The organism is Bdellovibrio sp. BIS2, assembly GCF_055398295.1.
The window spans coordinates 25,333-47,855 of sequence record NZ_AP035879.1 but is presented as its reverse complement, the minus strand read 5'-3'; the positions used below and the strand labels follow the sequence as shown (position 1 = coordinate 47,855).

The 22,523-nt window shown below is 49.8% G+C and carries 25 protein-coding genes; 8 read left to right on the top strand and 17 right to left on the bottom strand.

The genetic code is table 11. From position 1 onward, the window contains the following. The first annotated feature begins 20 nt into the window (after positions 1-20). A complete protein-coding gene (gene murD, locus ACZ520_RS00245; protein ID WP_374034469.1) occupies positions 21-1,373 on the top strand; it encodes a UDP-N-acetylmuramoyl-L-alanine--D-glutamate ligase in 1,353 nt (450 codons plus the stop codon). Here murD and ACZ520_RS00240 read toward each other — a convergent pair. The 11 genes from ACZ520_RS00240 to ACZ520_RS00190 all read right to left on the bottom strand — a co-directional run bounded on the left by ACZ520_RS00240 (position 1,357) and on the right by ACZ520_RS00190 (position 11,704). Continuing rightward, positions 1,357-3,387 (bottom strand): hypothetical protein, encoded by a 2,031-nt coding sequence (locus tag ACZ520_RS00240; protein ID WP_232468902.1) that lies wholly within the window; start codon positions 3,385-3,387, stop codon positions 1,357-1,359. The genes murD and ACZ520_RS00240 overlap by 17 nt on opposite strands. Positions 3,388-3,520: 133 nt before the next feature. Then, positions 3,521-3,964 (bottom strand): hypothetical protein, encoded by a 444-nt coding sequence (locus tag ACZ520_RS00235; protein WP_011162673.1) that lies wholly within the window; start codon positions 3,962-3,964, stop codon positions 3,521-3,523. Further along, positions 3,964-4,611, bottom strand: coding sequence for a fructose-6-phosphate aldolase (gene fsa / locus ACZ520_RS00230; RefSeq protein ID WP_088566703.1), 648 nt, complete (start codon positions 4,609-4,611; stop codon positions 3,964-3,966). Before fsa ends, ACZ520_RS00235 begins: the two co-directional genes overlap by 1 nt. A gap of 61 nt (positions 4,612-4,672) precedes the next feature. Next, complete coding sequence (locus ACZ520_RS00225; RefSeq protein WP_088566704.1) at positions 4,673-5,182, bottom strand: hypothetical protein; 510 nt, start codon at positions 5,180-5,182, stop codon at positions 4,673-4,675. Beyond that, positions 5,179-5,865, bottom strand: coding sequence for a 4-hydroxy-tetrahydrodipicolinate reductase (locus ACZ520_RS00220; protein WP_088566705.1), 687 nt, complete (start codon positions 5,863-5,865; stop codon positions 5,179-5,181). Before ACZ520_RS00220 ends, ACZ520_RS00225 begins: the two co-directional genes overlap by 4 nt. Beyond that, positions 5,862-6,743, bottom strand: coding sequence for a 4-hydroxy-tetrahydrodipicolinate synthase (gene dapA, locus ACZ520_RS00215; RefSeq protein ID WP_374034466.1), 882 nt, complete (start codon positions 6,741-6,743; stop codon positions 5,862-5,864). Before dapA ends, ACZ520_RS00220 begins: the two co-directional genes overlap by 4 nt. Further along, positions 6,740-7,597, bottom strand: a complete 858-nt coding sequence (dapF, locus tag ACZ520_RS00210) for a diaminopimelate epimerase (protein WP_464126985.1) — start codon at positions 7,595-7,597, stop codon at positions 6,740-6,742. The genes dapA and dapF overlap by 4 nt, the downstream gene beginning before the upstream one ends. Next, a complete protein-coding gene (locus ACZ520_RS00205) occupies positions 7,594-7,809 on the bottom strand; it encodes a hypothetical protein (protein WP_088566708.1) in 216 nt (71 codons plus the stop codon). Before ACZ520_RS00205 ends, dapF begins: the two co-directional genes overlap by 4 nt. Further along, complete coding sequence (locus tag ACZ520_RS00200) at positions 7,793-8,644, bottom strand: tetratricopeptide repeat protein (RefSeq protein WP_464126983.1); 852 nt, start codon at positions 8,642-8,644, stop codon at positions 7,793-7,795. The genes ACZ520_RS00205 and ACZ520_RS00200 overlap by 17 nt, the downstream gene beginning before the upstream one ends. Positions 8,645-8,662: 18 nt before the next feature. Continuing rightward, positions 8,663-9,235, bottom strand: a complete 573-nt coding sequence (locus ACZ520_RS00195) for a hypothetical protein (RefSeq protein ID WP_088566710.1) — start codon at positions 9,233-9,235, stop codon at positions 8,663-8,665. Positions 9,236-9,307: 72 nt separating this feature from the next. Further along, positions 9,308-11,704, bottom strand: a complete 2,397-nt coding sequence (locus tag ACZ520_RS00190) for a DNA translocase FtsK (protein WP_374034465.1) — start codon at positions 11,702-11,704, stop codon at positions 9,308-9,310. 92 nt (positions 11,705-11,796) lie between these two features. On the opposite strand from ACZ520_RS00190, the gene ACZ520_RS00185 reads away from it, so the two are divergent. The 5 genes from ACZ520_RS00185 (at position 11,797) to ACZ520_RS00165 (ending at position 15,547) form a co-directional block, all read left to right on the top strand. Then, positions 11,797-12,435: a radical SAM protein gene (locus ACZ520_RS00185; protein WP_416479712.1), complete on the top strand. Its 639-nt coding sequence runs from the start codon at positions 11,797-11,799 to the stop codon at positions 12,433-12,435. A 95-nt stretch (positions 12,436-12,530) separates the two neighbouring features. After that, positions 12,531-12,770: a helix-turn-helix domain-containing protein gene (locus ACZ520_RS00180; RefSeq protein ID WP_015089245.1), complete on the top strand. Its 240-nt coding sequence runs from the start codon at positions 12,531-12,533 to the stop codon at positions 12,768-12,770. A gap of 102 nt (positions 12,771-12,872) precedes the next feature. Next, a complete protein-coding gene (dnaB, locus tag ACZ520_RS00175; RefSeq protein ID WP_088566714.1) occupies positions 12,873-14,288 on the top strand; it encodes a replicative DNA helicase in 1,416 nt (471 codons plus the stop codon). Positions 14,289-14,302: 14 nt separating this feature from the next. Further along, on the top strand, positions 14,303-15,229 hold the full coding sequence (locus ACZ520_RS00170; RefSeq protein ID WP_464126980.1) for an SDR family oxidoreductase: 927 nt from the start codon (positions 14,303-14,305) through the stop codon (positions 15,227-15,229). Positions 15,230-15,343: 114 nt separating this feature from the next. Then, positions 15,344-15,547 (top strand): hypothetical protein, encoded by a 204-nt coding sequence (locus ACZ520_RS00165; protein ID WP_011162659.1) that lies wholly within the window; start codon positions 15,344-15,346, stop codon positions 15,545-15,547. A gap of 73 nt (positions 15,548-15,620) precedes the next feature. On the opposite strand, the gene ACZ520_RS00160 is transcribed toward ACZ520_RS00165, so the two are convergent. From ACZ520_RS00160 to rpsF, 4 genes are all read right to left on the bottom strand, one after another. Further along, positions 15,621-16,496, bottom strand: a complete 876-nt coding sequence (locus ACZ520_RS00160) for a S1 family peptidase (RefSeq protein WP_374031648.1) — start codon at positions 16,494-16,496, stop codon at positions 15,621-15,623. 171 nt (positions 16,497-16,667) lie between these two features. Next, positions 16,668-17,111, bottom strand: a complete 444-nt coding sequence (gene rplI, locus ACZ520_RS00155) for a 50S ribosomal protein L9 (protein ID WP_088566712.1) — start codon at positions 17,109-17,111, stop codon at positions 16,668-16,670. Between the two features lie 16 nt (positions 17,112-17,127). Further along, a complete protein-coding gene (locus ACZ520_RS00150) occupies positions 17,128-18,018 on the bottom strand; it encodes a DUF2232 domain-containing protein (protein ID WP_374034459.1) in 891 nt (296 codons plus the stop codon). 19 nt (positions 18,019-18,037) lie between these two features. Continuing rightward, complete coding sequence (gene rpsF, locus ACZ520_RS00145; RefSeq protein ID WP_088563732.1) at positions 18,038-18,496, bottom strand: 30S ribosomal protein S6; 459 nt, start codon at positions 18,494-18,496, stop codon at positions 18,038-18,040. A 148-nt stretch (positions 18,497-18,644) separates the two neighbouring features. Here rpsF and ACZ520_RS00140 point away from each other — a divergent pair, with 148 nt between their 5' ends. Both ACZ520_RS00140 and ACZ520_RS00135 read left to right on the top strand, forming a co-directional pair. Next, positions 18,645-19,334: an FHA domain-containing protein gene (locus tag ACZ520_RS00140; protein ID WP_088563733.1), complete on the top strand. Its 690-nt coding sequence runs from the start codon at positions 18,645-18,647 to the stop codon at positions 19,332-19,334. Between the two features lie 11 nt (positions 19,335-19,345). Further along, on the top strand, positions 19,346-20,230 hold the full coding sequence (locus ACZ520_RS00135; RefSeq protein ID WP_088563734.1) for an alpha/beta fold hydrolase: 885 nt from the start codon (positions 19,346-19,348) through the stop codon (positions 20,228-20,230). Positions 20,231-20,299: 69 nt separating this feature from the next. Here ACZ520_RS00135 and ACZ520_RS00130 read toward each other — a convergent pair whose 3' ends face one another. Then, a complete protein-coding gene (locus ACZ520_RS00130; protein WP_374034456.1) occupies positions 20,300-21,943 on the bottom strand; it encodes a S8 family serine peptidase in 1,644 nt (547 codons plus the stop codon). Positions 21,944-22,153: 210 nt separating this feature from the next. After that, positions 22,154-22,405 (bottom strand): hypothetical protein, encoded by a 252-nt coding sequence (locus tag ACZ520_RS00125; RefSeq protein WP_088563736.1) that lies wholly within the window; start codon positions 22,403-22,405, stop codon positions 22,154-22,156. Between the last annotated feature and the right edge of the window lie 118 nt (positions 22,406-22,523).

Here is a 22,523-nt window from a genome sequence, read left to right as displayed (position 1 = left end):
TTTAAAATCAGGAAAAGGTCTTGAAAAAGAAGTGGGCAAATCTGCCTCCCAAGTCTATGATCGTGCAGATGAAAGAATTTATCAAGAACCTGAAGACTCCAATTGCAATTGTCGGCATGGGAAAAAGCGGCGAGGCCGCCAAGCGCCTGCTGATTTTGGCTGGTCATGCACCTGAATCCATTCTTACCTTCGATGGAAAACTGGAATCGGCTCAGTTTCGTGATCCTCAGGTCCTGATGAATCAAAAACCCGGCACACTGGTCGTGTCCCCGGGTGTTCCCCTGGCATCAGCCTGGATCCAAGATGCACAGAAAAACGGAGTCCGAATCACCAGTGAGCTTTCCCTGGCATGTGCGACCTTGGACTCCGAAAAAGTGATCGGCGTGACCGGTTCGGTGGGAAAAAGCACCACCGTTTCCATTTTGGGCGCGGGGCTAGAGGCCTTTTCAAAAACCGGCTTTGTCGGAGGCAACCTGGGCACTCCGTTTGCGGACTACGCAGCAGATGTTCTTGAGGGTAAGCGCCCTCGCGCAGACTGGGTGATTTTGGAGCTTTCCAGTTATCAACTGGAAAACTGCGAAGGTCTGTCTTTGGATTATTCTGCCATCACTTACTTTACGTCCAATCATCTGGAACGATATGACAGCCTTAAACACTACTACGACACCAAGTGGAAGATCCTTTCTTTGACCAAGGATGCTTTGCTGCTGAACCGTGAAGGTGGCGATCTTGTAGAATACTTCCATAAAAACGGTGGACCTGAACAGGTGAAGATCATTTCCCGTTCGGACAAGGCCCTGACTTCTTTGCAACTTGAAAAAGCGCAGTTGATTGGCCAGCACAATCAGGACAATTTGGCGCTGGCAAGCGCTCTGGCTTTGGCGGCGAAATGGCCTTCATCCGCAATTGAGGGAATGAAAGCTTTTAAAGGCCTTGTGCACCGTCTGGAAAGTGTTGGCACCCACAAGGGCATTCGTTTCATCAACGACAGCAAAGCCACCGCCATGGACAGCGTGCTGATCGCAGCTGCGGCGGCTCACGACACTTTATCAAAACCGGGAAAGCTGTGGCTGCTACTGGGCGGTCGCGACAAAAATCTTCCGTGGCAGGATCTCAAAGCACTGGGAAATCTGAAAGACATCGAGTTTGTCTTCTTTGGTGAATGCCGTGAAATCGCCCAGAAAAAATCAACCCTTGCCGGAAACTCTTTTGCCCGTTTGGGCGAAGCCATGTGCGACATCTTGGGGAAGGCCCGACCAGGTGATACCGTGCTGCTCAGTCCGGGAGGAACCAGCCTTGATGAATTCAAGTCGTTTGAAGATCGCGGGAACTATTTCAAGAAGTGTGTTTCGGAATTTACTCTCGGAAACTAAGCACGGACAGCGTGTTTGGATCCACCGGCAGAACGCGGGAATAGATCTTCTGCGTTCTTTCGCCCACCACCACAACTTCGTGGATGTCTTCAGGAACGTTGTAAAGAATGAAACCACCGCCCGCAATACCCTTGCCATTTTGCAGGATACGGCCTTGCATATCGAAGTACACAATCTGGCGCGGATTGAATGAATCATACGCCGCCAGATAAACTTCAAAGTTTTCATCCGGAACAAAGCCCACGATCACACCTGCCGTCGGCAGATCATCAATTTTCAGATAACCTTTAATCGCACTTAACCATGACCAACGAACCACCGGCGCATGCACGTATTCATCGTTGTCATTGTAAACGTATCTCGCCGCCACATAGTCGGTGCCTTCAGGCTGAACACGCATCAGACCGTAACGTTTCAAATTCGGCAAAGTCACCGTGGTGGCGCCCTGCACTTCAAATTCGCTCTGCAGACTTTGCATGGTCACGGTGGCTGGAACGGCGTCCCCGGCAAAGGCGTCATACACCCGCAGCGGAACGGCTTCGTTTTTCATGGTGGACTGAATGTCCCCTTGAGCTACCGAACCTTCTTCGACCACCACGTTTTGATAACCCACAATCGCCTCGGCTCTGGTTGCCAGCAGGGAGTGGAAGCCTGGCTCCGCATTTACAAAAGCAAACAGACCGTTATCACCCGTGGCTTTCAGACTTGGATCCGGAAGCATGAACTGATTAAAGTACACCGGCACCAGGCTTGGATCGGATTCCACTACGACATCAATTCCGGAAAGAGTCTTGCCGTCAAGGCTGACCTTACCCCAGATGATCGTTGGTGCCCCTTCAAAGGACATCTGTCTTTGCTGGCTTAAAATATCCTGCAAGGCCTGAATCATGGACGCCGGATAAAGAGGCGTCTTAAATTCCTGCCCTGAAACCACGATGGAAGCCGTCTGCATGTGCGAAGGCGCCGCCGCCCGCATCACTGTCGTGGATCCCTTGGTCACGTTATCCATAGCCACGGCACCGTCTTTTTTCGGAGCAACTTCTTTGGCCCCTTTCACAAAGGTCACCAGGGTCTTCGCGGGAGCTGCATCATCCGGTTTTGGATTGTAAGCACTTGTGACAATACCGCCAAAGTCAGGATGTGGTTCGATGCGAATCTTCGGTCCTTGCAAACGGTTTTGCGCAATCGAAGCAACACGGTTTAAGCGGAAGCTGCCTTCACCCAGGGTTTTACCCTCTTTATCCACCAGACGGGCAATGATGGATCCGGTCACGTCTTCAACATCTATATTATACTGACCCTGAACAAGATTGACCTTGCCCAGTTCTTTTAAGACACCCTCGTCACTGCGACGGATCTCAATATGATGTTCATTGGTGACAGCCAGACCCCCGGTGATTTCAAGAGGACCGGAAATGGAACGAATGCCCGCCGGTCTTTGTTCTTCCACCAGACCATAGGAAGGATTCATGCCGTCATCAGAGGGCTGGTTGTTGCGATCCGGAATGCGCACTTCAGCTTGAGGGATCTTTGTATTGGCTTTGCCGGTGGCATCCACACCCGCCACGTACACACGCGGGTTGGAAGATGTTGCCGCCGTCATCACGCCGGATTTTTCCAGAACCTCTTTGGCCATGTCAGACCATGTTGGCTGGCTCCAGTCCTGACCGATGACTTCACTGCGGCTTTGAGCCACTTGCAGTCGCTTCGCCTGAGCAGGGGAAAGATCATTCATCCATGCCGTCGGATCAGCATCCACTGTTGCCGTGGTCGGCGCTTCGGCGACAAATCTTTCCGGAGTTTTTTGAATCACCATTTCAGCAATCTCCACGCGCTTTGCAAACAGCGGTGCGGTGGATTTTTCTGTGGCAAGATTCAACGGTTTTACTTTTTCAATTCTTGACCACTCTGCAAGTTGCCTCTCGGATTCCAGCAGTTCTTCAAAGGCGATATGTGGTGGAGAATTTTTCTGAGCTTTGATGGTGAGCGCTTCGTAAATAGGTATGAACTTCAAGCCACCCGTGGGGCTTGACCAGTATAAGCTTCCAGCTAATACCAGGAGCGGCCATAAGAACCGCTTCAGTCGCATTCCTTGCAACAGTCACCTCATTTGAAGAATAGTCATTTCTGACTAGCCTTAATCGTATTTAGAAGGAACGGAAGTCGTCAATCACGTTACGACTGTCGCGACTTTGGTTAAGGGACTGGCGGATCTTTTCCGCGATGGGCGCGGCTTTGTCGTCGTCGCGGTCAAGCAGGTCAAAACCGCCATCCTCATTACGACCTTCGACCAGAACCTGGACCTGAACATCGTAAGGACGGCGATCACCAAGAACAGTGACATGGGTGTAGAAACGTTCTCTGGCCATATCCATCTTATCGATATTCTTGCCTTTTTTGTCATAGTACTGAGACGTCATCTCGCGCCCGTTCTGACTGATGGATTTAGGCTCGCCAATAACGGCCACAATCGCACGACGGGTCTCACTCAAGTTCAGTGGGGTTTCACGCAAGATCACCCCACCAGTGCGACAACCAGCAAAAAAAAGCGTCGATGCAAGAAGGAATACCCAGACGAAGGTCTTCATCATTATTTCTTCTGAGCCTTGTTCCAGTCATCCATGAACATCTTGATACCTTTGTCAGTTAACGGATGGTGAGTCATGGATTGCATCACTTTAAACGGAATAGTCGCGATGTCCGCGCCCATTTCCGCTGCAAGTTGGATATGCATCGGGCTTCTTACGCTGGCTACCAATACTTCAGTCTCGAAGTCATAGTTGCGGTACATTTGAATAACCTGATCAACCATCTGCATACCTTCAACACCAATATCATCAAGACGGCCCACAAATGGGGAAACCATCGTTGCACCCGCTTTAGCGGCAAGCAATGCCTGCATTGGAGAGAACACCAGCGTGACGTTGGTCTTGATGCCTTCCGCTTTCAATTTCTTGACGGCGATCATGCCGTCTTCGCACATCGGGATTTTCACAACAACGTTGGACGCCAGTTTTGCCAGCTCTTTACCTTCACGAACCATTTCTTCGTGCTGCAGGCTGATCACTTCGGCAGACACTGGACCGGTGATTTCTTTGCAGATCTCTTTGATCACGGTGTGGAAGTCCTTGCCGCTTTTTGCGATCAAAGAAGGGTTTGTTGTAACACCGTCAACCCAACCACGAAGATTGGCTTGTCTGATTTCTTCAATTTCTGCTGTATCAATGAAAAACTTCATGGGGACTCCCGAGTCTGGAAACGTGATTTTTGGATACCCTCAATTTGTACGTTTTCCAGGATTAAAAATCAACCAGGCTTTTACCCTGAATATGGAACTCGGCCTGCTTGGCCGGAAGGGCGGAGCGCGCAATTTCGCTCAAGCTCTTTTGATAGATGGGATGCTCATATTGCCCCCAGGCCTCTGCGGCACAGCGAATAATAAGCGGATCCTGGTGCAGTTGTGGATAGGGAAGCGTCAGACGCGGGGACATCAAAATCATGTCATCGAAAGTCAAAAGGGTCAGCTCCGCATGGCTGCGCTGAAGCAGGCCCGGAGCGCCCTGTTCACAGCCCGACAAAATCATGTGCAGACACTGATCCACAGACATCATGGTTTCAAAGCGAATCACAAATTCCATGCGCGCACTCAAATCCAGACGCTCAGGGGTCAGATAGCGCTTATAGACTGAGGAGATCGCCACAATGTCTCCACACTCTGACAGTTTCGCCAGAAGACCTTTGGCCTTCTCAGTGCCGCCGACCAGATCCAGCGTTAGATATATCAATGCCGAATGTCGCACTGGACTCATTTGTTTTTTCCGAAAAGGACATCACGAATCTGATAAAGGCCGGGCTTTTGTTTCACCAGCCATTCCGCAGCCTGCACAGAACCCTTCGCAAAGACCGTGCGATTCAAAGCCGTGTGCTCAAAAGTCAGAACCTCTTCATCACTCATGGCAAAAATCTTATGCACGCCAAACACACCGCCCCCGCGGATGGCCAAAGCTTCAGGAAGCTTCTTATCCACAGCTTTTTCCAGATTTTCCTGCAGGGTGATCGCCGTTCCGGAAGGTCTGTCTTTTTTGCGGTTGTGGTGGATTTCCTCAATCTGGAAATCAAAGTGTGAAATCGCGGAAAACGCTTTCAGTGCTTCGTTCAGCACCGCCACACCCAGGCTCATATTGGAAGACCAAAGAACCGGGATCTTTTTGCTGTAGGTTTTTAGCAGCTCTTTTTCTTTTTTGGAAAAGCCCGTTGTTCCGCACACCACCGGTGTTTTGGTTTCGCTGGCTTTTTTCAGAACATCTTTCAGGGCCTCGGGAGAAGTGAAGTCAATCCACACATCCACCGCTTGAGCTTTCTTCGCATCCCACTTTTCTGAGCGCAGCGGGGCATACACCAGTTCGCAGCGGGGATTGGCTTCAATCACGGCAGCGATCTCTTTCCCCATACGGCCGGCAGAGCCCATCAGGCCGATTTTGATCTTCTTCACAGCACACCCACTTTTTTCATTTCGGCCTGAAGTTTTGCGGTGTTTTCAGCACCCAGCTCCACCAGTGGCAAACGCAACTCTGCGGAATCCAGAAGACCCATCAGTTGCAGGGCTTTTTTCACCGGAATCGGATTGGCTTCAACGAAAAGCAGGTTGATCAGGTCATTGTATTTCGCGATGTCCGCGCGGGCCTTGTCCAGCGCCCCTTCCGACACCCATTTTTTCCACTGCACCATTTGCGCCGGAATCACATGCGACGCCACCGAGATCACCCCGTGACCGCCAGCGCCCAGGAATTCCACATACGTGCCATCATCACCGGACAGCATCACAAATTCACTGCCGCAGGCTTTGATGATTTCACTGGCCAGATCAATTTTTCCAGAGGCTTCTTTGATGCCGACCACGCCGGAAACTTTGGCAAGATCACGGATGGTGCCGGTCTCCAGAGACGTGATCGTGCGGCCCGGAACATTGTAAAGAATGGTCGGGATCTTCACGGAAGATGCCACGGCTTTGAAGTGCTCATACAATCCGCGCTGTGGTGGTTTGTTGTAATAAGGAACCACCACCAGAATCGCATCCGCACCCATTTCTTCGGCCTTGCGGGAATCTTCAATGGTCTGGGCTGTGTTGTTGGATCCTGTTCCCATGATCAGAACAACTTTGTCACCGCAGAAACTGCGGATGTGCTTAAACAACTCCGCTTTTTCCGCCGAGGTCAGGACCGGGCTTTCACCCGTGGTTCCGTTAACGACAAAACCATCCACACCACCAGCCAGTTGCTGCTTCAATAGTTTGTCCAAAGAAGCAAAGTCAATTTTTCCGTTTTTAAATGGCGTTACCAGTGCGGTGAACGTGCCTTTGAAATTTTTCATCCTACCACCTCAAGATTGTATTTAAAGTCCCCGACAAATACGGCATCCCCTTCCATCAGCGGGTGGGGATCACCACTGATGAACGTCACTTGCATTGAACCACCGGGCATTTGCACTTCCACGCTGGTGTCTTTGCTTTCTTTACTGTGAACCAAGGCCGCCGCCACGGCACCCGTGCCGCAGGCCAAAGTGTAATCTTCCACTCCGCGCTCAAATGTCACGGCTCTGATTTTCCCTGCTGATTCCTCGGCATAAAATGTGACGTTGGCGCCAGCAGGCTGCAGATCGTGATGGGATCTGGCTTCACGGGCCATGTCTTTTAAGGCCACGGTGTCGGAAAACGCATGGATCTTTTGCACCAAGTGCGGAACACCGGTGTTCACCAGGGCGAATTTTTCTGTGGAGCTGGATTTGGTTTTAAGTTCGATCAGCTCCTGGATGAAGCGCGCTTCCGGCATTTTCACGCGGATGCGGCTATTACCTAAAATTTGCGCCACCACCAGGCCTGCGCCGGTTTTAAAGCGCAAGACTCCGGTGCCTTTGACGTCCAGAGAGTCATAACAAAAGCGCGCGGCACATCGGGCGGCATTGCCGCACATTTCTGCCGTGGACCCGTCGTTGTTGTAAAAGTCCCAGTGAAAATCAAAACCGTCGCTGCCGTCTTCGATCAGCAAGAAACCGTCGGTGCTAAGACCCAGAACACGGTCGCACACCAATTTCGCAAACTGCGGGCGGCTCATGCCCAAAGTCTTTTCCAAGTCGGCCCACGCCGAGCCCTTGCGGGCATCAATCAATGAAAATGTATTTCCCGCGCCGGACATCTTGGTGATCGACAGCGGTAACAGACGGTTCATGGCTCCTCCGTCTCGGCAGAGGTGTCATCATCCTGATTTTTTTTGATGGTTTTCTTTTTTGGATTCGGCGCCTGGTTGGCATCCTTGAAGGTCGGCTCACCACGGCCCAGCGGGGCCGGGTTCAATGGTGGCAGGGGACGGCCCTTGACTCCGCATGCGGAAACACTCAAGGCCAACACGGCAAACAGAAGGATTTTATTCAGCGGTTCCATTCATCCCCTTAAGCTCGCCTTCGACTTCCAAAACGCGTCGGCAAAGCATGGGGTCTATCATATACTGTCTGTACTGGTTCGCAGAAATGTTTTTGCAGGTCATCACGTATTTCTGAGCCTGCTCGGTGTTCATCTTTTTCTGAGAATGAGCCACTTTCCACTGCCAATAGTAGGATTCAGGATATTTTTCGTCCGCTTTCTTCAAAAGAGCCAAGGATTCCTGAGTTTTTAGCGGATTGTTAAGATCCAGAAACTTTTGGACCTCCAGGGCGTACCAGTACTTCTGCAGCGGAGATTTCTTCACCGCCACCGTGTCATACACTTTCTGGTACTCCGGCCATTTGGTCTGACAAGCCAACGCCTGGGCTTGGGTCAGTTTCAGATCTTCATCAAAAGGCACTACCAAAAGCTGTTTTCTTACAGTTTCTAGGCCTGCTTTGCAGTCACCCTTGGCGATCATCAGGCGCGCCATTTCAATCACGATGGGGAAGTTGTCAGGCTCGATGCGCGCAGCTTCCGAGACCTTGTCCAAGGCCTGATTGACGTCGGCCTTACGCAAAGACACGCCGGTTTCATAGAGCTGCTGGGACTTGTCACTGAAAAAGATGTTGGAAACTTCGCTGACGGTTTTTTTCAGTTCCGCCACCGCCTGAGGGCGGGTTTCTCTTTGAATCGCAGCCGAAAGAATATTGAGCGCTTGAGTGCGGTCGCGCTGCAGACTCAAATTATAGGCTTTTTCGATAATATCTTTGTAGGTCTCAGACTTGGGAAGTTTCGTCTGAGAAAAAGCGGGCAGGGCAAAAAAGGAAAGAGCCGCTGTTAAGGCGGCTCTCATCACTGTCATTCTCATGAATTATTTCTTCTGGAATGATTTCAAAGCAACAGTCACTTGGCCGAATTGGCTTGGAGCAACTTGTTTCAACAAACCGGACATTGGAACCAACTGTGGATTGATCCATGCGTTGATTTCAGAGTTGTCTTCTTTGTTTTTAAGACGAGCGTGGATGCAATCGAAAGTTCCAGCAGGAACAGTGATGCGCGCTTCTTTAACTTCGATAACTTCGATGTCTTGTTTAGGGATTTGTTGTTCTTTACCGTTCACCAGCAATTTTTTAGTTTCGCCAGTGTTTGGATCGATCAGCATTTCCATTTTTTGCTTACCAGCAAAACCAAGATCCATATCCTGATTCATCCAGATGCCATCAGCGCCGATAGAAGCTACAGACGTGATCATGGAACCTTTGATGAAGCCCATGTCGATGCTGTAGTCAGCTCTGTCGCCAACTTTCCAGTCCAAACCAGTAGTTTGAGCCTGTTCCAAAATGCCAGGCATTTGAGCCTGAACAACTACTTCCGTGATAGATGGTGCTGCAACTGCATTAACAGAGAACGCCAAACCTAGGGCCGCAATAATAGCCTTGAACATAAATTCCTCCTTGAATGGTTATATGGTCTCCTAATGAGACCACGACCAAGGGTGGTGCAGTCAAGGCTCTATTTATTGTTCTCTGTAACTACTCACCAGAACTTGACGCGGCTTGCTGCCGTTCGCTGGACCCACCACACCTTCTTTTTCGAAGATTTCAATCATGCGGGCAGCACGCGGATAGCCGAGTCTGAATTTGCGCTGAATTAAAGACGCAGAGATTTCTTTCTGCTCAGAAGCCCAAGACAGAATCTCGTCGTATCTTTCATCGTACTCTTCTTCACCAAAGCCGCCGCCGTCGCCGCCACCTGCTTCGCCGCCGTCACCACCAGCAAATCCATCCAGCGCTTTCATCGCCAGTGGATCGTATTCAGGTTCCGCTTGCGATGCCCAGTGTTTCACGACATTGCCGATTTCGCCGTCAGACAAATAAGGTCCGTGGTGACGAGTTGGTTTTCCCACACCCGGAGCCTGGAACAGCATATCCCCGTTCGGCAACAGACGTTCCGCACCCGAATCATCGATGATGATTCGGGAATCCATTTTGGACGCCACTTTCAAGGCCACACGGCCCGGGATGTTCGTTTTAATCAAACCGGTCACAACGTCTTTGCGCGGAGACTGGGTCGCCAGAATCAAATGGATTCCGCAGGCACGGGCTTTCTGGGTCAGACGCTGAATCGGCTCTTCGATGTTTTGTTTTTCAACGATCATCAAATCCGCCAACTCATCCACCACGATCACGATGTAAGGCAATGGCTGGTAATAGTACTGATCGAGCTTCGCCTTGCCCTCTTCCAGCTCCTGATTGATTTTTTCATGCTCTTCCACGTCGGCCTTGGAAAGATTGCCGGTCTTTTCGTTGAAGGCTTCAATTTTACCAACACCGAATTTGGACAGGGACTTATAGCGTTTTTCCATCTCACGAACCGCCCACTTCAGCGCCGTCGCGGCCTTCTTCGGTTCGGTCACGTGCGGAAGCACCAGATGCGGAACAGTCGAGAATGGCGCCAAGTCGACCATTTTCGGGTCAATCAAAACCAGGCGCAGCGTTTTCGGTGAATGCCTGAACAACAGACCCGTGATGATCGAGCCCACAAACACGGACTTACCAGAACCCGTCGTACCGGCGATCAGCAAGTGCGGCATCTTTCTGAGATCCACCACTTTAGGTTCACCGTCCACCGCACGGCCCACGGCCATCGGCAAAGCCAGATCCTCACTCCAGAACTGATCTTCAGCGATCAGGTCTTTGTAATAAACTGTTTCACGCTTCAGGTTCGCGGTTTCAATACCCACGACATCCGTTCCCGGGATGTGTCCCACCACACGCACAGATTCGGAAGACAGAGCCAAAGACAAGTCGTCTTCAAGCTCGGAGATTTTTGAGATCTTCACATCGGCATTAGGTTTAAATTCATACATCGTGACCAGCGGGCCGGGTTTGGCGTCCTGGATGCTGCCTTCGATGGAGAAGTTCTTCAATTTTTCAACCAGAGAATCGGCTTTACGCTGAATCTCGGCCTTGTCGATCTTGATACGGGACGCCGGAGGATCTTCCAGGAGCGCCAGTTTCGGCATGTCCCAGTTTTCAATACGACGAGGAGGTTTGGCCTTCATCACGACTTTGCGTTTTTGCGCCAGACGAACGGCAGGAACTTCTTCCTCTTCTTCGTCGTCGGATTCTTCTGCATCCTCTTCGGTTTCTTCCTCGTCTTCTTCTTCTGCCGCAGCCAGAAGCTCTTCCAGTTCTTCGTCCTCTTCCTCTTCTTCTTCGGAAGGTTTTTCTACGAACTTCTTGTCGGAAAGAGGGAAAATGGCCGCCTTGGCTTTTTCGTCTTTTTTGGATTTCTTGGTTTTTTCTTCCTTCACGAACATGCCGGAAAAGAACGCCGCAATTTTATCGGTGAACTTTTTCTTTTTCATGTCAGCCAAAAGGCCCTGAGGAATCTCTGCCAGCTCCTGCAAAGTGCGTTCGGAATAGAACACCACCAGCACGGCCATCAACGACCACAAAATCACCTGCACACCGACCGAGTTAAACGCCTGCATCAGCGCCTGGGACACGCCCAGACCCAAAAGGCCCCCCAGATAGATCTGCCCCTGGAAAATCTTCGTGTTCGGCAAATACAGGCTGAACAAAGCCGCCACATTCACGATCAGCAGCAAAGCCCAGACAAAACGAATGTTTTTTAGGTTCAGGGATTCACCCTTAAAGCTTGCATAGGCGATTTTACCAAAGCAGGCCACAACGACCCAGGCCGCAAGGCCCATTGCCTGGTACAGCATATCGGCCAGGAAGCTTCCTACAATTCCGCAGTAATTTGTGGATCTTAGCCCCTGTCCCATGGAATTCAGGGAAGGGTCCATAGGGTTGTAGCTAACCAGGGCCAGGGCGAGGAAAAGCCCCAAGCCTAAAAAGCCTATTGAAATGACGTCCTGTCGAAACTTTTTAAGGAATTGGTTCATTTAAAAAATTTACGAAATTCCCAGCAGTTAGTCATGCTCCCCGGGGCCTTCCTTGACTTAAGCCCCGGTATGCCCGACAAAGAGCCAGTCAAATGCTTAAAATAAATGAGATTTTCTATAGTATTCAAGGTGAAACGACCTATGTGGGCTGCCCCACGGTGTTCGTGCGCCTGACCGCCTGCAACCTGCGCTGCACTTACTGCGACACCAAGTATTCTTACTATGAAGGTGAAATGCAGACCCTGGAAGCCATCATCGCCGAGATCGATTCTCATAAGGCACCTAATGTTTGCATCACCGGTGGTGAGCCGCTGTTACAAAAAGAAGTTCACACGTTGATGAAAACTTTGTGCGACAAAGGTTACTTGGTTTCTTTGGAAACAAGTGGATCAAAAAGTGTTGAGCAGGTGGATCCTCGCGTAAAAATAATTTTGGATGTGAAAACTCCGGACAGTGGCGCGGCAGATTCATTCGTGATGGCCAACATCGGCTTTTCCACTCCCAGCACGGAATACAAGTTCGTCATCTGTTCAGAAAAAGATTTCGAATGGTCTGAGGAATTCTGCCGTCAACATAATTTATTTGAAAAATTTGTGGTTTTATACAGCCCATCATACGGCCAAGTGTCTGAACGCTGGTTGGCAGAAAAAATTTTGCAGAAAAATTCATCAGCAAGGTTGCAATTGCAGCTCCATAAGTATATTTGGAATCCCGAAACACGCGGAGTATAGTCTCTAACTATTCAGTCTGAAATTTTGGGAGTTCCATGACGCCGAACCTAAACAGTTCCGATAATCTTTTTGTCGCTAACCTTCAATCTGTAAGCTTGGAGAAACTAGTTAAAAGCAAACTAGAAGTTCTTTTTGCCCAGCAAAAAGAAGCACAAGTTGAGCTGAACGGTTTGTACAATGTGGTTCTGGAACAAGTTGAAAAACCTCTTCTTGAGCTGGCTTTGCGCGCCTATAACGGCAATCAGGTGAAAACCGCGCAAATGCTTGGCATCAACCGCAACACCCTTAAGAAGAAAATTGACAACTATAAGATTCGTGTAAAGAAAATGAACTAGTATCGTTCAAGTCTTGCATCAGCGGGCCACCTAGAACCACCACCACGCACGAGGCCCGCAAATTTTGAGTTCTATTAATTTTCGTTACTCTAGAGGGGTTCAATGAGTACGCGAATTCCACCACAAAATCTTGATGCCGAACAGTCCATCCTGGGCGGTTTGATGCTGGATCGCGAAGCTCTCGATCAGGTCGGCGACGTCCTGATGGCCGATGACTTCTATAAACCTGGTCACCAGAAAATCTACGACGCTATCAAGGACTTGCACGCCAAGGGCCAGCCTATTGATATCATCACCGTTACCAACGTTCTGCAGTCCCAGGGACACATGGAAGTTGCGGGCGGTCCTGAGTATCTGATCAGTCTTCTGGATAAGACCATTTCTGCTGCCAATATTTCCACACACGCGAAAATCGTGAAAGACAAAGCGACTTTGCGCCGTCTGATCGCGATCAATTCCTCGTTGATTGAAAAAGCCTATGATCAGGATTTCGTCGACGTGGAATCCTTCGTGGATCAGGCAGAATCTGAAATCTTCAAAGTGGGCGAGAACAAAACCAAAACCGGTCTTGTCGGATCCATGGAAATCGTAAAAGCCTCCATCCAGAAGATCGAGGAGCTTTACAAAAACAAGGCCGAGATCACCGGTCTTGCCACGGGCTTCAAGAAGCTGGATGAAATGACCGCCGGTCTGCACCCTGGAGAGATGACGATCATCGCCGCTCGTCCGTCCATGGGTAAAACAGCGTTCTCTCTGAATATCGCCCAGCACGTGGCACTTCGTCTGAAAAAGACCGTGGCTTACTTCTCCCTGGAGATGGGTAAAGAATCCATGATGATGCGTATGTTGTCTGCGGAATCCAAAGTCAGCATGAGTGAGATCCGTAACGGCCGTATCCAGGATTCTGCATGGCCGAAACTGATCAACGCCGCCAGCGCGCTTTCTGAAGCCTCCATCTTCATCGATGACACGCCAGGGGTTTCACCGTTTGAGATCCGCTCCCGTGCCCGTCGTTTGAAAGCGGAACACGGCCTTGATCTGATCATGATCGACTACTTGCAGTTGATGAGCATGAAACAAAAGATGCAGTCTCGTGAACAAGAGGTTGCCGAAATCTCCAAGTCCCTGAAAGCCATCGCCAAGGAACTGCAAATCCCGGTGATCGCACTGGCCCAGTTGAATCGTGGGGTTGAGGGACGTACCGAGAAAAAACCTATGCTTTCTGACCTGCGTGAATCCGGATCCATCGAGCAGGATGCCGACGTTATCATGATGCTTTATCGTGATGACTACTACGACAAAGAAAATCCGGACAAACAAGGTCACGCCGAAGTGATCGTGGGTAAGCAGCGTAACGGTGCCACCGGCCCTGTGAAAATGCGCTTCGACGCCCAATACAATAGATTCCGTGATGCAGATCCGGAAGGCAGCCCGGTGAGTCCACTGCCTCCACCGCAGGCGCCCCCACCAATGCCGGGCGGCAGACCTAAAAACTTTGCACCGGGTTCAACGGTCTAACATAATGGGGTCCTATGGGGCCCCTTTTTCATTTCTTCCGTCGCAAACACAAACAAGAATTCAAACCCGTCGTTTTAGTCACGGGATGTTCCGCTGGCATCGGCTTGGCCGTCGCCCACCTGTTACGCCGGCATCCTGAGTACCGTCTGGTGCTGACCGCGCGGGAAAAGAGTCTCGATAAACTTCGTGATGAATTTCTGGAGGACGAACGCCTGCTGATCCGTCCGCTGGACGTGACTTCAGAATCCGATCGCATGCTTTTGGTGAATGAAGTCAGCAAAATCTGGGGCGGCATCGACATTCTGATCAACAATGCCGGCATCTCTTATCGTGCGGTCGTTGAACACATGACTGAAAAAGACGAAGAGCTGCAAATGGCCACCAACTATTTCGGGCCGATGGGTTTGATTCGTCTGTGCCTTCCGCACATGCGCGAAACGGGCAGGGGAAAGATCATCAACGTGTCTTCCGTCAGCGGGATGCTGGCGATGCCGACAATGTCCTCGTACTCAGCTTCGAAATTCGCACTGGAAGGCGCTTCCGAGGCCCTGTGGTACGAGATGCGCCCGTTTGGTGTGACGATCTCCCTGGTGCAACCAGGCTTCATTCACAGCCCGTCCCACAAGAATGTCTATCACACGCAGAATTCGGACCCGACCCGCAACTGGAGCGGTCCTTACTGCGATTTCTACAAGAACATGACCCCGTTTGTGGAAAAGATGATGAACATGTCGCTGACCACTCCGGAAAAGGTCGCCAAACAGATTCTGCACACCATGAAGACCGAAAACCCGCCGCTGTGGATTCCGGCCACCCTGGATGCGACGGTGTTTTATTATATCCGCCGTTTGCTGCCAAGACGGGTGCTTTTGCCGTTCCTGTACTGGTGTCTGCCAGGGGCGCGGCATTGGGCCAAAGAACACACCCACAGGCGTTCTTAGGCTGCCAACTGGACCTTGGACTTGTTTCGGGGTTTGGGGTTGAGTTCCCGTTAACCTCTTGATGGACTGAAGTCGTCTTCAATTAGAGACCTTTGAAAAGCATGGAGGCTGATCATGGGAAATAATCTGGCGAAGACAGTGGTTGCGGCAACTGGACTGCCTCAGGACCCTGTCGAAAGAGAATTCAATAGTTTGCTTGAAAAGCACGGGAAAAACCCCGACAGCCTGACGCTGGAAGAACTGCGAGAGGTGATGGCGGAATACCTGCAGATGGTCTTCCTGGAAATGCATGTGGAAGACGGCGCCGAAAGCGCTTAATCGATTCACACCTTAAAACGAAAAAAGCCACACTGAGATAGTGTGGCTTTTTTATTTTCAAACTTAGCAGGAACTATTTCGCTGCGACCGCTGTTTGTTTTGCTCTTTTTTGCAGAGTCTTCATCGCACCATTGATGAAGTCAGCCTGGGATTTCACTTTCGTGTAAACACTCACCAAAGAGCAGTCATCTTTACCGTCTTTACCGGCACCACGGCTGGTGATTCCCCAAACGTACTGCTGACCTTTAACTTCCAGGAACGCCGGACCACCGGAATCACCGTGGCAGGCACCTTTGCCTTGGGACTGATCCAAAAGGATTTCAGTTTTACCGAAGGATTCAACGATTTCCACATCCACTTTACGAAGACGGTCATCAGATTTCGTGTTCACACCATCTGTTTCGATCAGACCGTAACCAGCCAAAGTCACTTTCGTGCCTGGAACCAGCAGAGATTCGTCAGACAAGAACTTCGCCACTTTGTAGCCCGGAGCCATTGTGCCTGCGAACTTCAAAACCGCCACGTCGTTGGCGTCTTCACCTTGCTCGCCCATTTTACCGTAGTCTTCATGAACGACGGCATCGGTCACCAGGCGAACATCAGCTCTTTCCATTTTGTTGATGTCGGTGTTGAAAATAATATAGATAGCCACTTCTTTGTATTCTTCACCCACAACCGGAACGCAGTGACCCGCAGTCAGAACCATGTTGTTTTTAAGCAGAGAACCTGTGCAGATGAAGGAACCTTCCTGACCATCCTGAGTTTGCACAGAGGCGATAATAGCCACTGTGGTCTTTGCGATGGAATCAGAAGTCTCTACCGGCTCACCGCCGATAATGCTTGTGCCTTGAGTGTTAACCGCGTTTTGAGAAGCCGGTGAACACGCCACCAAACCTGCCAGAACCGTCGTCGTCAGAACCAATGCTTTAGATACGTTGATCAGTTTCATGTCGCCCCCTACCTTCCCCAAAAGGTGAGGCCGTTAAACACCCAAAATGGCACCGGTGCAATACAATTTTTCAAATGTGGTCCATAAAAAAGTCTTATGGATAAAAAGAAAAGGGACCCTTGTGGGGTCCCTTTAAAGAAACATTCAGCTTTCAGAAGCCTGTAATGCGGCTTACGCGCGCTCAACAGCGATCTGGATCTTTGCTTCCATGCCTTCAGAATAACGAACAACCGCTTTGTGCTGACCCAATACTTTGATTGGCTCTTCCAAGTGGATGTCACGACGGTCAACAGAGTGACCCATTTTCTGAAGTTCTTTGGAGATGTCTGTAGTTGTTACAGTACCGAACAACTTATCAGTCTCACCAGCAGCCAGTTTGAATGTAACTGTGGTGCCGTTGATTTTGTTAAGAAGTTCTTGTCTCTCTGCCAAAGCTTTTTTCTTTTTCGCTTCAGCAACACGTTGCAAGTGCTCATACTCTTTTACGCGTTTTTCAGTAGCTTCAGCAGCCAGTTTGCGTGGGAACAGGAAGTTTCTCGCGAAACCTTCAGAAACGTTCACCAACTCACCAACACGACCTACATCTTTAACGTCTTTTTGAAGAATAACTTTCATGTGATCTCCATAGTTTTTAGCTGTTTTCAGATGGTGTCTTCATCTTGCGAAGACGCGCTCTGAAATCAACCCAGTAATCGATCAAGCCAACCACTGCCAGAATCGGCAATAACTGACCGACCAAGATTATGTACGTCAGAACCCGAATGAACAAACCTGCTCTCATCGAATTCAGAAATACCTCCAACACTGCCAGCCCCTGGAAGAAATAAAGAACGATTGCGACGTTCAAAATATTTACTGCGAGGATAGCAATGGCCTTACCGCCAAAACTCACCATTGTCAGAAGGAAGGCTGTCATCGCCACCCAAATAAAATAATCGGGCAAACGATATTCCAACAACTTGAGCTGAGAGGCAATTTTCTCGCGGGGCAAATTGAGCCACGAAAAAACCCTTCTCTCAAAAATAAGTCCCAAACCCAGGGCTAACACCAAAATGATAACCACGGCTGAGGGAACCTGCTGCATCAGAACACCCGGATCCATTTTCACAGCGGGATTCATTTCCTGAACCTTCTGTGCGAACTTTTCCACCAGTCCCTGAACTTCAGCATACGTGTTGATACCGTTTCTTTTGAAAGCCCCCAGGATACCCAGGCCAGCGGCCACAGATCCCACAAAGACACTCAGCAGACCCGAAATCCACCACCCAAGTCCTCTTTGTTCCATTTCCATATAGGCGCCTAAAGTCATCCAAACAGAGCCTAGAAACAGAGCCAGAGGCTGAGCGTTCAGGAGCCACGCTGCTCCTGTGACCACGATCCCCAAAATCCAAAAGGCGACGGGGCCGTAAGTCTTGCGCAATACACGAAGAAGAGGGGCGCCCATGACCACAGTGAGCATCGACAACAAAATCGAGAGTGATGAAATTGTGATGAACTTCTGTGGGGTCGCCGTCTTCTTCATGGCTTACGCCTTTTCTAAATTATTCGCCTTTGTCGTAACGCTCAGAACGCTCTGCTTTAGCAGCAGCAAATGCAGCTTTACGGGCAGCAGCTTTTGCTTCACGTTCTTTTTCACGAGCAGCAGATTCAGCAAGACCTTTTTTGAAGCCTTCCATGAATTTCACAAGTGAAGTGCGCTCATCCAAGCGAGTGTGCATAAAGCGAAGAACTTTGTCGTTGATACGCATAGTTCTTTCAAGCTCTGCAATGGCTTGAGTATCTGCTTCGAATGTAGAGTGGAAGTAGATAGCTTTTTTCAGCTTACCAATTGGAGTTGCCAAAGTTCTTTTACCCCAAGTTTCCAAAGAGTTGATGGAACCTTTGTAGGATTCAATCGTAGCTTTGTTCTTCTTGAAAAGATCTTTTTGATCTTCCAAAGAAGCATCTGGGTGCATAAGAACGACAACCTCGTAAGGTTTTTTCGTTGTAGTAGTTTCCATTGAACTATCCTTTCGGTTTATAGCCCCCACCTCTGTGTGCGGGAGCAAGGATGACTTTTTAAAATGTTTTACGGGTTTAGCACGGCTTTGGCCCAAGCACAAGGAATAGGCAATTGAATCCCCAAGAAACCAGCCCTAGAATGTGTAAATGGTCACATTTATTGAGATTATGGACGGCCCCAACGAAGGCTCCCGCTTCAAAGTTGAAGAGGGTTTGACCCTGGGTCGATCCAAGGCCGACATTATCATCAAGGACGGAAAAGTCTCCAGCACCCACGCCCAGTTTGCGGTGGACGGGAAGGGGCAGTACGTTCTGCAGGATCTTGAGTCCTCCAACGGGATCCACATCAACGGCCGCCGTGTGAAAAAAGTGGCCTTATTACCGGGGGTTATCTTTGAGCTGGGCCGAACCCAGTTCAAAGTCGTGACGGTCGAAGAAGAACTCGCATTGGACTTTAGCCGCCTGATCACCTGGCGCAGTATTTTGCGCGACCGCCTGGGGGCCTTGGAAGCTCCCGAGAGATCCGAGCCGGTGACCTTGCAAAGCTTTTCTCCTGCGCTGCGTCTTCAGTTCATCCAAGGCATCCAAACCGATGAGGAAATTATTTTAGGGTACGGCCCCCGCAAGGCCGGAGCTGACAGCCTGGACATTGAGCTTTTGGATGATGAAGCCCCGAAAGAGGCCTTTGAACTGCACTCAGGACCGGGCATGGTCGAGATTAAAATTAAAGCAGCAGGCCGGGTCACACTTAACAATAAATCCGTAGATGCCGAAATGTTAAAAGATGGGGATTTGATTTCTGTGGGGAACACCCTTATTAAAGTCACCTACATCTAGAGGAAGGCATCATGGACACCACACCGAAAACCACCGGCAGCTTTGAAAGCTTCGACGGCACTCCGATTTATTACGAAGTGCGCGGCGAGGGTGAACCGCTGGTATTGGTGTATGGCATCGCCTGTCTGCTGAATCACTGGCATCACCAGATTGAATACTTCTCCAAAAAATATCAGGTCATCAGTTTTGATCTGCGCGGGCATCAGAAATCCTGTCCTGTGGCCGATGTCAGCCAATTGACCGTGGATGCCCTTTCCAAAGACATTATCGGGCTGATGGCGCACTTAAATATCCGCAAAGCCCACTTTGCCGGTCACAGTTTTGGCGCGCCTCTGTTGCTGGATCTGTACGAAAAAAAGCCGGAGCTGTTTTTGTCGATGGTCTTTATCAACGGATTTGCGAAGAATCCGATCAAGGGCATGTTCGGCCTGGATGTTGTCGAGCCGTTCTTCTATTTTGTGAAATCGCAGTACGAAAATCAGCCCGACGTGTGGAATACTCTGTGGAAACTGGCGGTGGATAACCCGATGTCGATGTACATCGCAGCACTCGCCGGTGGATTCAACCTGAAAGTCACCCACTTCAAGGACATCGAGGTCTATGCCCGTGGTGTGGCCCGCATGAATCTGGAAGTGTTCCTAAGGCTGTTTGAAGAGCTGATGAAATACGACGGCGAGCCGGTGCTGGAAAAAATCGAAGTGCCGGTGCTGATTATTTCCGGCGAAAAAGACATGGTCACGCCGATCCGCTTTCAGTATCACTTCAAAGAGAAGATCAAACACTCAGAGTTTGTCCTGGTGCCTTACGGGTCCCACTGCACGCAACTGGATTTCCCGGACTACACCAATCTGAAAATCGAGAAATTCCTGCTCGATGTAAAAGAGCACAAGATCTGATTCTCAAAAATAAAAAAGCCACTCATTTCCAGAGTGGCTTTTGCTTTTTTCAATCACCAGTGGGGCTTATTATCTCCACGCCGCTTTAGTGATATCGAAACCGTATCTGTTAACTGAATCATCGGAAGTGAAGACGATCTTCACATACTCTCCATCAATAACCGGAGAGAATGTCTCATCGTTTTTGCCGCTCATGTTGCCGACAAGTTTGCCGTTGGCATCATAGAACTCCACTTTGTCGTAATCTCTCTCAGTGTCGAACTTGGAGAAATACACGGAGATCTGTTTTGCGCCCGGAACAGAGACTTCATACACCAGGTTGGATTTGTTGGTGTAAGGGTGCGGAGTGGAGTGAGCCACGTCCACAGTCTGCCAGTTTACTGGATCGTTTGGATCCGGCTGCGGCAGGGTGTTGGTCAGCATGGTATAAGCGTTTGCCAAACCACCTTTGGATTTACCACGAAGGCCCGCCAGAGGCTTGGACGTCGCGATAATTCTTTCTTTCATCTCAATACCTGTCAGATTCGGTTCAGCCGTTGCCAGAAGAACCGCCATACCCGACACGTGAGGTGTCGCCATGGAAGTACCGGACCAGGAATCGTAACCCGCACCAGTGATGGAGGAAACGATGTTCACACCCGGCGCGCCCACGTGAACTTTGGTTTTACCATAGTTCGAGAAGGACGCGATCTGACCGCGGTTGTCGATAGCTGCTACCGACAACACGTTTGGCACATCGTAAGTTGCAGGGTAAGTCGGGTTGGAATCGTTGTTGTTGGATTCATTCCCCGCAGCCGCCACAAACAAAGTGCCTGCAGCGTTGGATCTTTCGATGGCCTGTTTCAGAGTCTCAGAGTAGCCACCGCCACCCCAGGAGTTGGAAAGAATTTTTGCACCCTTGGAGGTTGCGTAATCAATGGCTTTCAAAGCGCCATCCAAAGAACCAGAACCACTCGCAGAAAGGAACTTCACACCCATGATGCGAACATTCCAAGCTACACCCACAAGACCTTTGCCGTCATCACCGGAAGCACCAATGGTACCAGAGCAGTGAGAGCCGTGACCGTGATCATCCAGTGGATTGCCGGTTGGTTTCGCCGCTGTTACGAAGTTTGCACCATAAATGTCATCGATGATGCCGTTGCCGTCATCATCAACGCCGGCTTTACCGTTTAGCTCCGCATCGTTTGTCCAAAGGTTGGATTTCAGATCCGGGTGGTTGTAGTTGATACCGGTGTCGATCACCGCCACAACAACATCTTTGGAACCTGTCGTGATATCCCAGGCTTGTGCTGCACCGATATCGATGCCAGCAATGCCTTCACGTTTTTGGGAATCGGCCTGACCGGTGTTGATCATGCCCCACAATTGACCCAGCATTGGATCGTTGGGAGTTTTATTGATTCTATAGATGAAGTTCGGCTCAACGATGTCCACGTTGGGATTCATCGCCAGGGATTTCATCACGTTGGATTGGATTTCAAACACCGGACGTTTGATCACGACGATGTTTTGACCAGGGATTACATCTTTAATGTAAGAACCCAGATCCTGGCTCAGTTCCTTCATGGAGGAAACCGCCACTGCTTCGTCTTTGAATTTAACGATGAATTCACCAGGTACGGATTCAGGCGTTGCTGCAAACGCGTTCAATCCCGTGATCAGCAAACCAAAGAATGCTGCCTTGGAGGCTCTTCCGATAAGCCCTGTCATATGATCCTCTCCTTCATTGGGTGATTTTCCAGAAAGCGAAGGGGAAAAATTTTCCCAGACGTTTCCTAGTTCCAAAATGGTACCAATGTGAGAGGGGGCTGGTTATCTATCTTTCGATTGTGGTTAGATTTCTTAAAAATTTTGGCTCAAAGTCCAGTTGTATCCAGACGAAAGTCCAGTGGTGAGCAGGGAATTCCACCGGGCTCTCGACTAAGACACAGCTTTTTTGCTGGTCTTTGGTCTAGGTGTGACCTCCTCAACGAAATCAAAACTGAGTTGTTGAGGAGTTTTAAACTGAACAATACGTTCAGGGTTTGCCGCCATCTCTTTTTTCTCAGAAGGAGTCGGCACGCTGACTCCTGTTGAAGCTTTGATGAGGTGTTTAATAAAGGCTTCTTTCACACTGTCCGGTGCGTTTTTGTTAAAGCCCAGTTCTGCCATCAGTTGATCAATCTTCTTCATAAGCCCAATCCTTGGTCTAGTTTCGGAAGTTTGCTGAACAAGCTTTAGAAGTATTCGAAGATGAATTGAATCAAAGATGTCTCTCAATAAGACAGACCCATGCCGCAGAATTTAAAGG

Bases quoted from the DNA above. Each gene is read 5' to 3' on its own strand.
- ACZ520_RS00235 (WP_011162673.1), bottom strand. From the start codon at position 3,964: ATGATGAAGACCTTCGTCTGGGTATTCCTTCTTGCATCGACGCTTTTT.
- fsa (WP_088566703.1), bottom strand. From the start codon at position 4,611: ATGAAGTTTTTCATTGATACAGCAGAAATTGAAGAAATCAGACAAGCC.
- ACZ520_RS00225 (WP_088566704.1), bottom strand. From the start codon at position 5,182: ATGAGTCCAGTGCGACATTCGGCATTGATATATCTAACGCTGGATCTG.
- dapA (WP_374034466.1), bottom strand. From the start codon at position 6,743: ATGAAAAATTTCAAAGGCACGTTCACCGCACTGGTAACGCCATTTAAA.
- dapF (WP_464126985.1), bottom strand. From the start codon at position 7,597: ATGAACCGTCTGTTACCGCTGTCGATCACCAAGATGTCCGGCGCGGGA.
- ACZ520_RS00205 (WP_088566708.1), bottom strand. From the start codon at position 7,809: ATGGAACCGCTGAATAAAATCCTTCTGTTTGCCGTGTTGGCCTTGAGT.
- ACZ520_RS00200 (WP_464126983.1), bottom strand. From the start codon at position 8,644: ATGAGAGCCGCCTTAACAGCGGCTCTTTCCTTTTTTGCCCTGCCCGCT.
- ACZ520_RS00195 (WP_088566710.1), bottom strand. From the start codon at position 9,235: ATGTTCAAGGCTATTATTGCGGCCCTAGGTTTGGCGTTCTCTGTTAAT.
- ACZ520_RS00190 (WP_374034465.1), bottom strand. From the start codon at position 11,704: ATGAACCAATTCCTTAAAAAGTTTCGACAGGACGTCATTTCAATAGGC.
- ACZ520_RS00185 (WP_416479712.1), top strand. From the start codon at position 11,797: ATGCTTAAAATAAATGAGATTTTCTATAGTATTCAAGGTGAAACGACC.
- dnaB (WP_088566714.1), top strand. From the start codon at position 12,873: ATGAGTACGCGAATTCCACCACAAAATCTTGATGCCGAACAGTCCATC.
- ACZ520_RS00170 (WP_464126980.1), top strand. From the start codon at position 14,303: ATGGGGCCCCTTTTTCATTTCTTCCGTCGCAAACACAAACAAGAATTC.
- ACZ520_RS00165 (WP_011162659.1), top strand. From the start codon at position 15,344: ATGGGAAATAATCTGGCGAAGACAGTGGTTGCGGCAACTGGACTGCCT.
- ACZ520_RS00160 (WP_374031648.1), bottom strand. From the start codon at position 16,496: ATGAAACTGATCAACGTATCTAAAGCATTGGTTCTGACGACGACGGTT.
- rplI (WP_088566712.1), bottom strand. From the start codon at position 17,111: ATGAAAGTTATTCTTCAAAAAGACGTTAAAGATGTAGGTCGTGTTGGT.
- ACZ520_RS00150 (WP_374034459.1), bottom strand. From the start codon at position 18,018: ATGAAGAAGACGGCGACCCCACAGAAGTTCATCACAATTTCATCACTC.
- rpsF (WP_088563732.1), bottom strand. From the start codon at position 18,496: ATGGAAACTACTACAACGAAAAAACCTTACGAGGTTGTCGTTCTTATG.
- ACZ520_RS00140 (WP_088563733.1), top strand. From the start codon at position 18,645: ATGGTCACATTTATTGAGATTATGGACGGCCCCAACGAAGGCTCCCGC.
- ACZ520_RS00135 (WP_088563734.1), top strand. From the start codon at position 19,346: ATGGACACCACACCGAAAACCACCGGCAGCTTTGAAAGCTTCGACGGC.
- ACZ520_RS00130 (WP_374034456.1), bottom strand. From the start codon at position 21,943: ATGACAGGGCTTATCGGAAGAGCCTCCAAGGCAGCATTCTTTGGTTTG.
- ACZ520_RS00125 (WP_088563736.1), bottom strand. From the start codon at position 22,405: ATGAAGAAGATTGATCAACTGATGGCAGAACTGGGCTTTAACAAAAAC.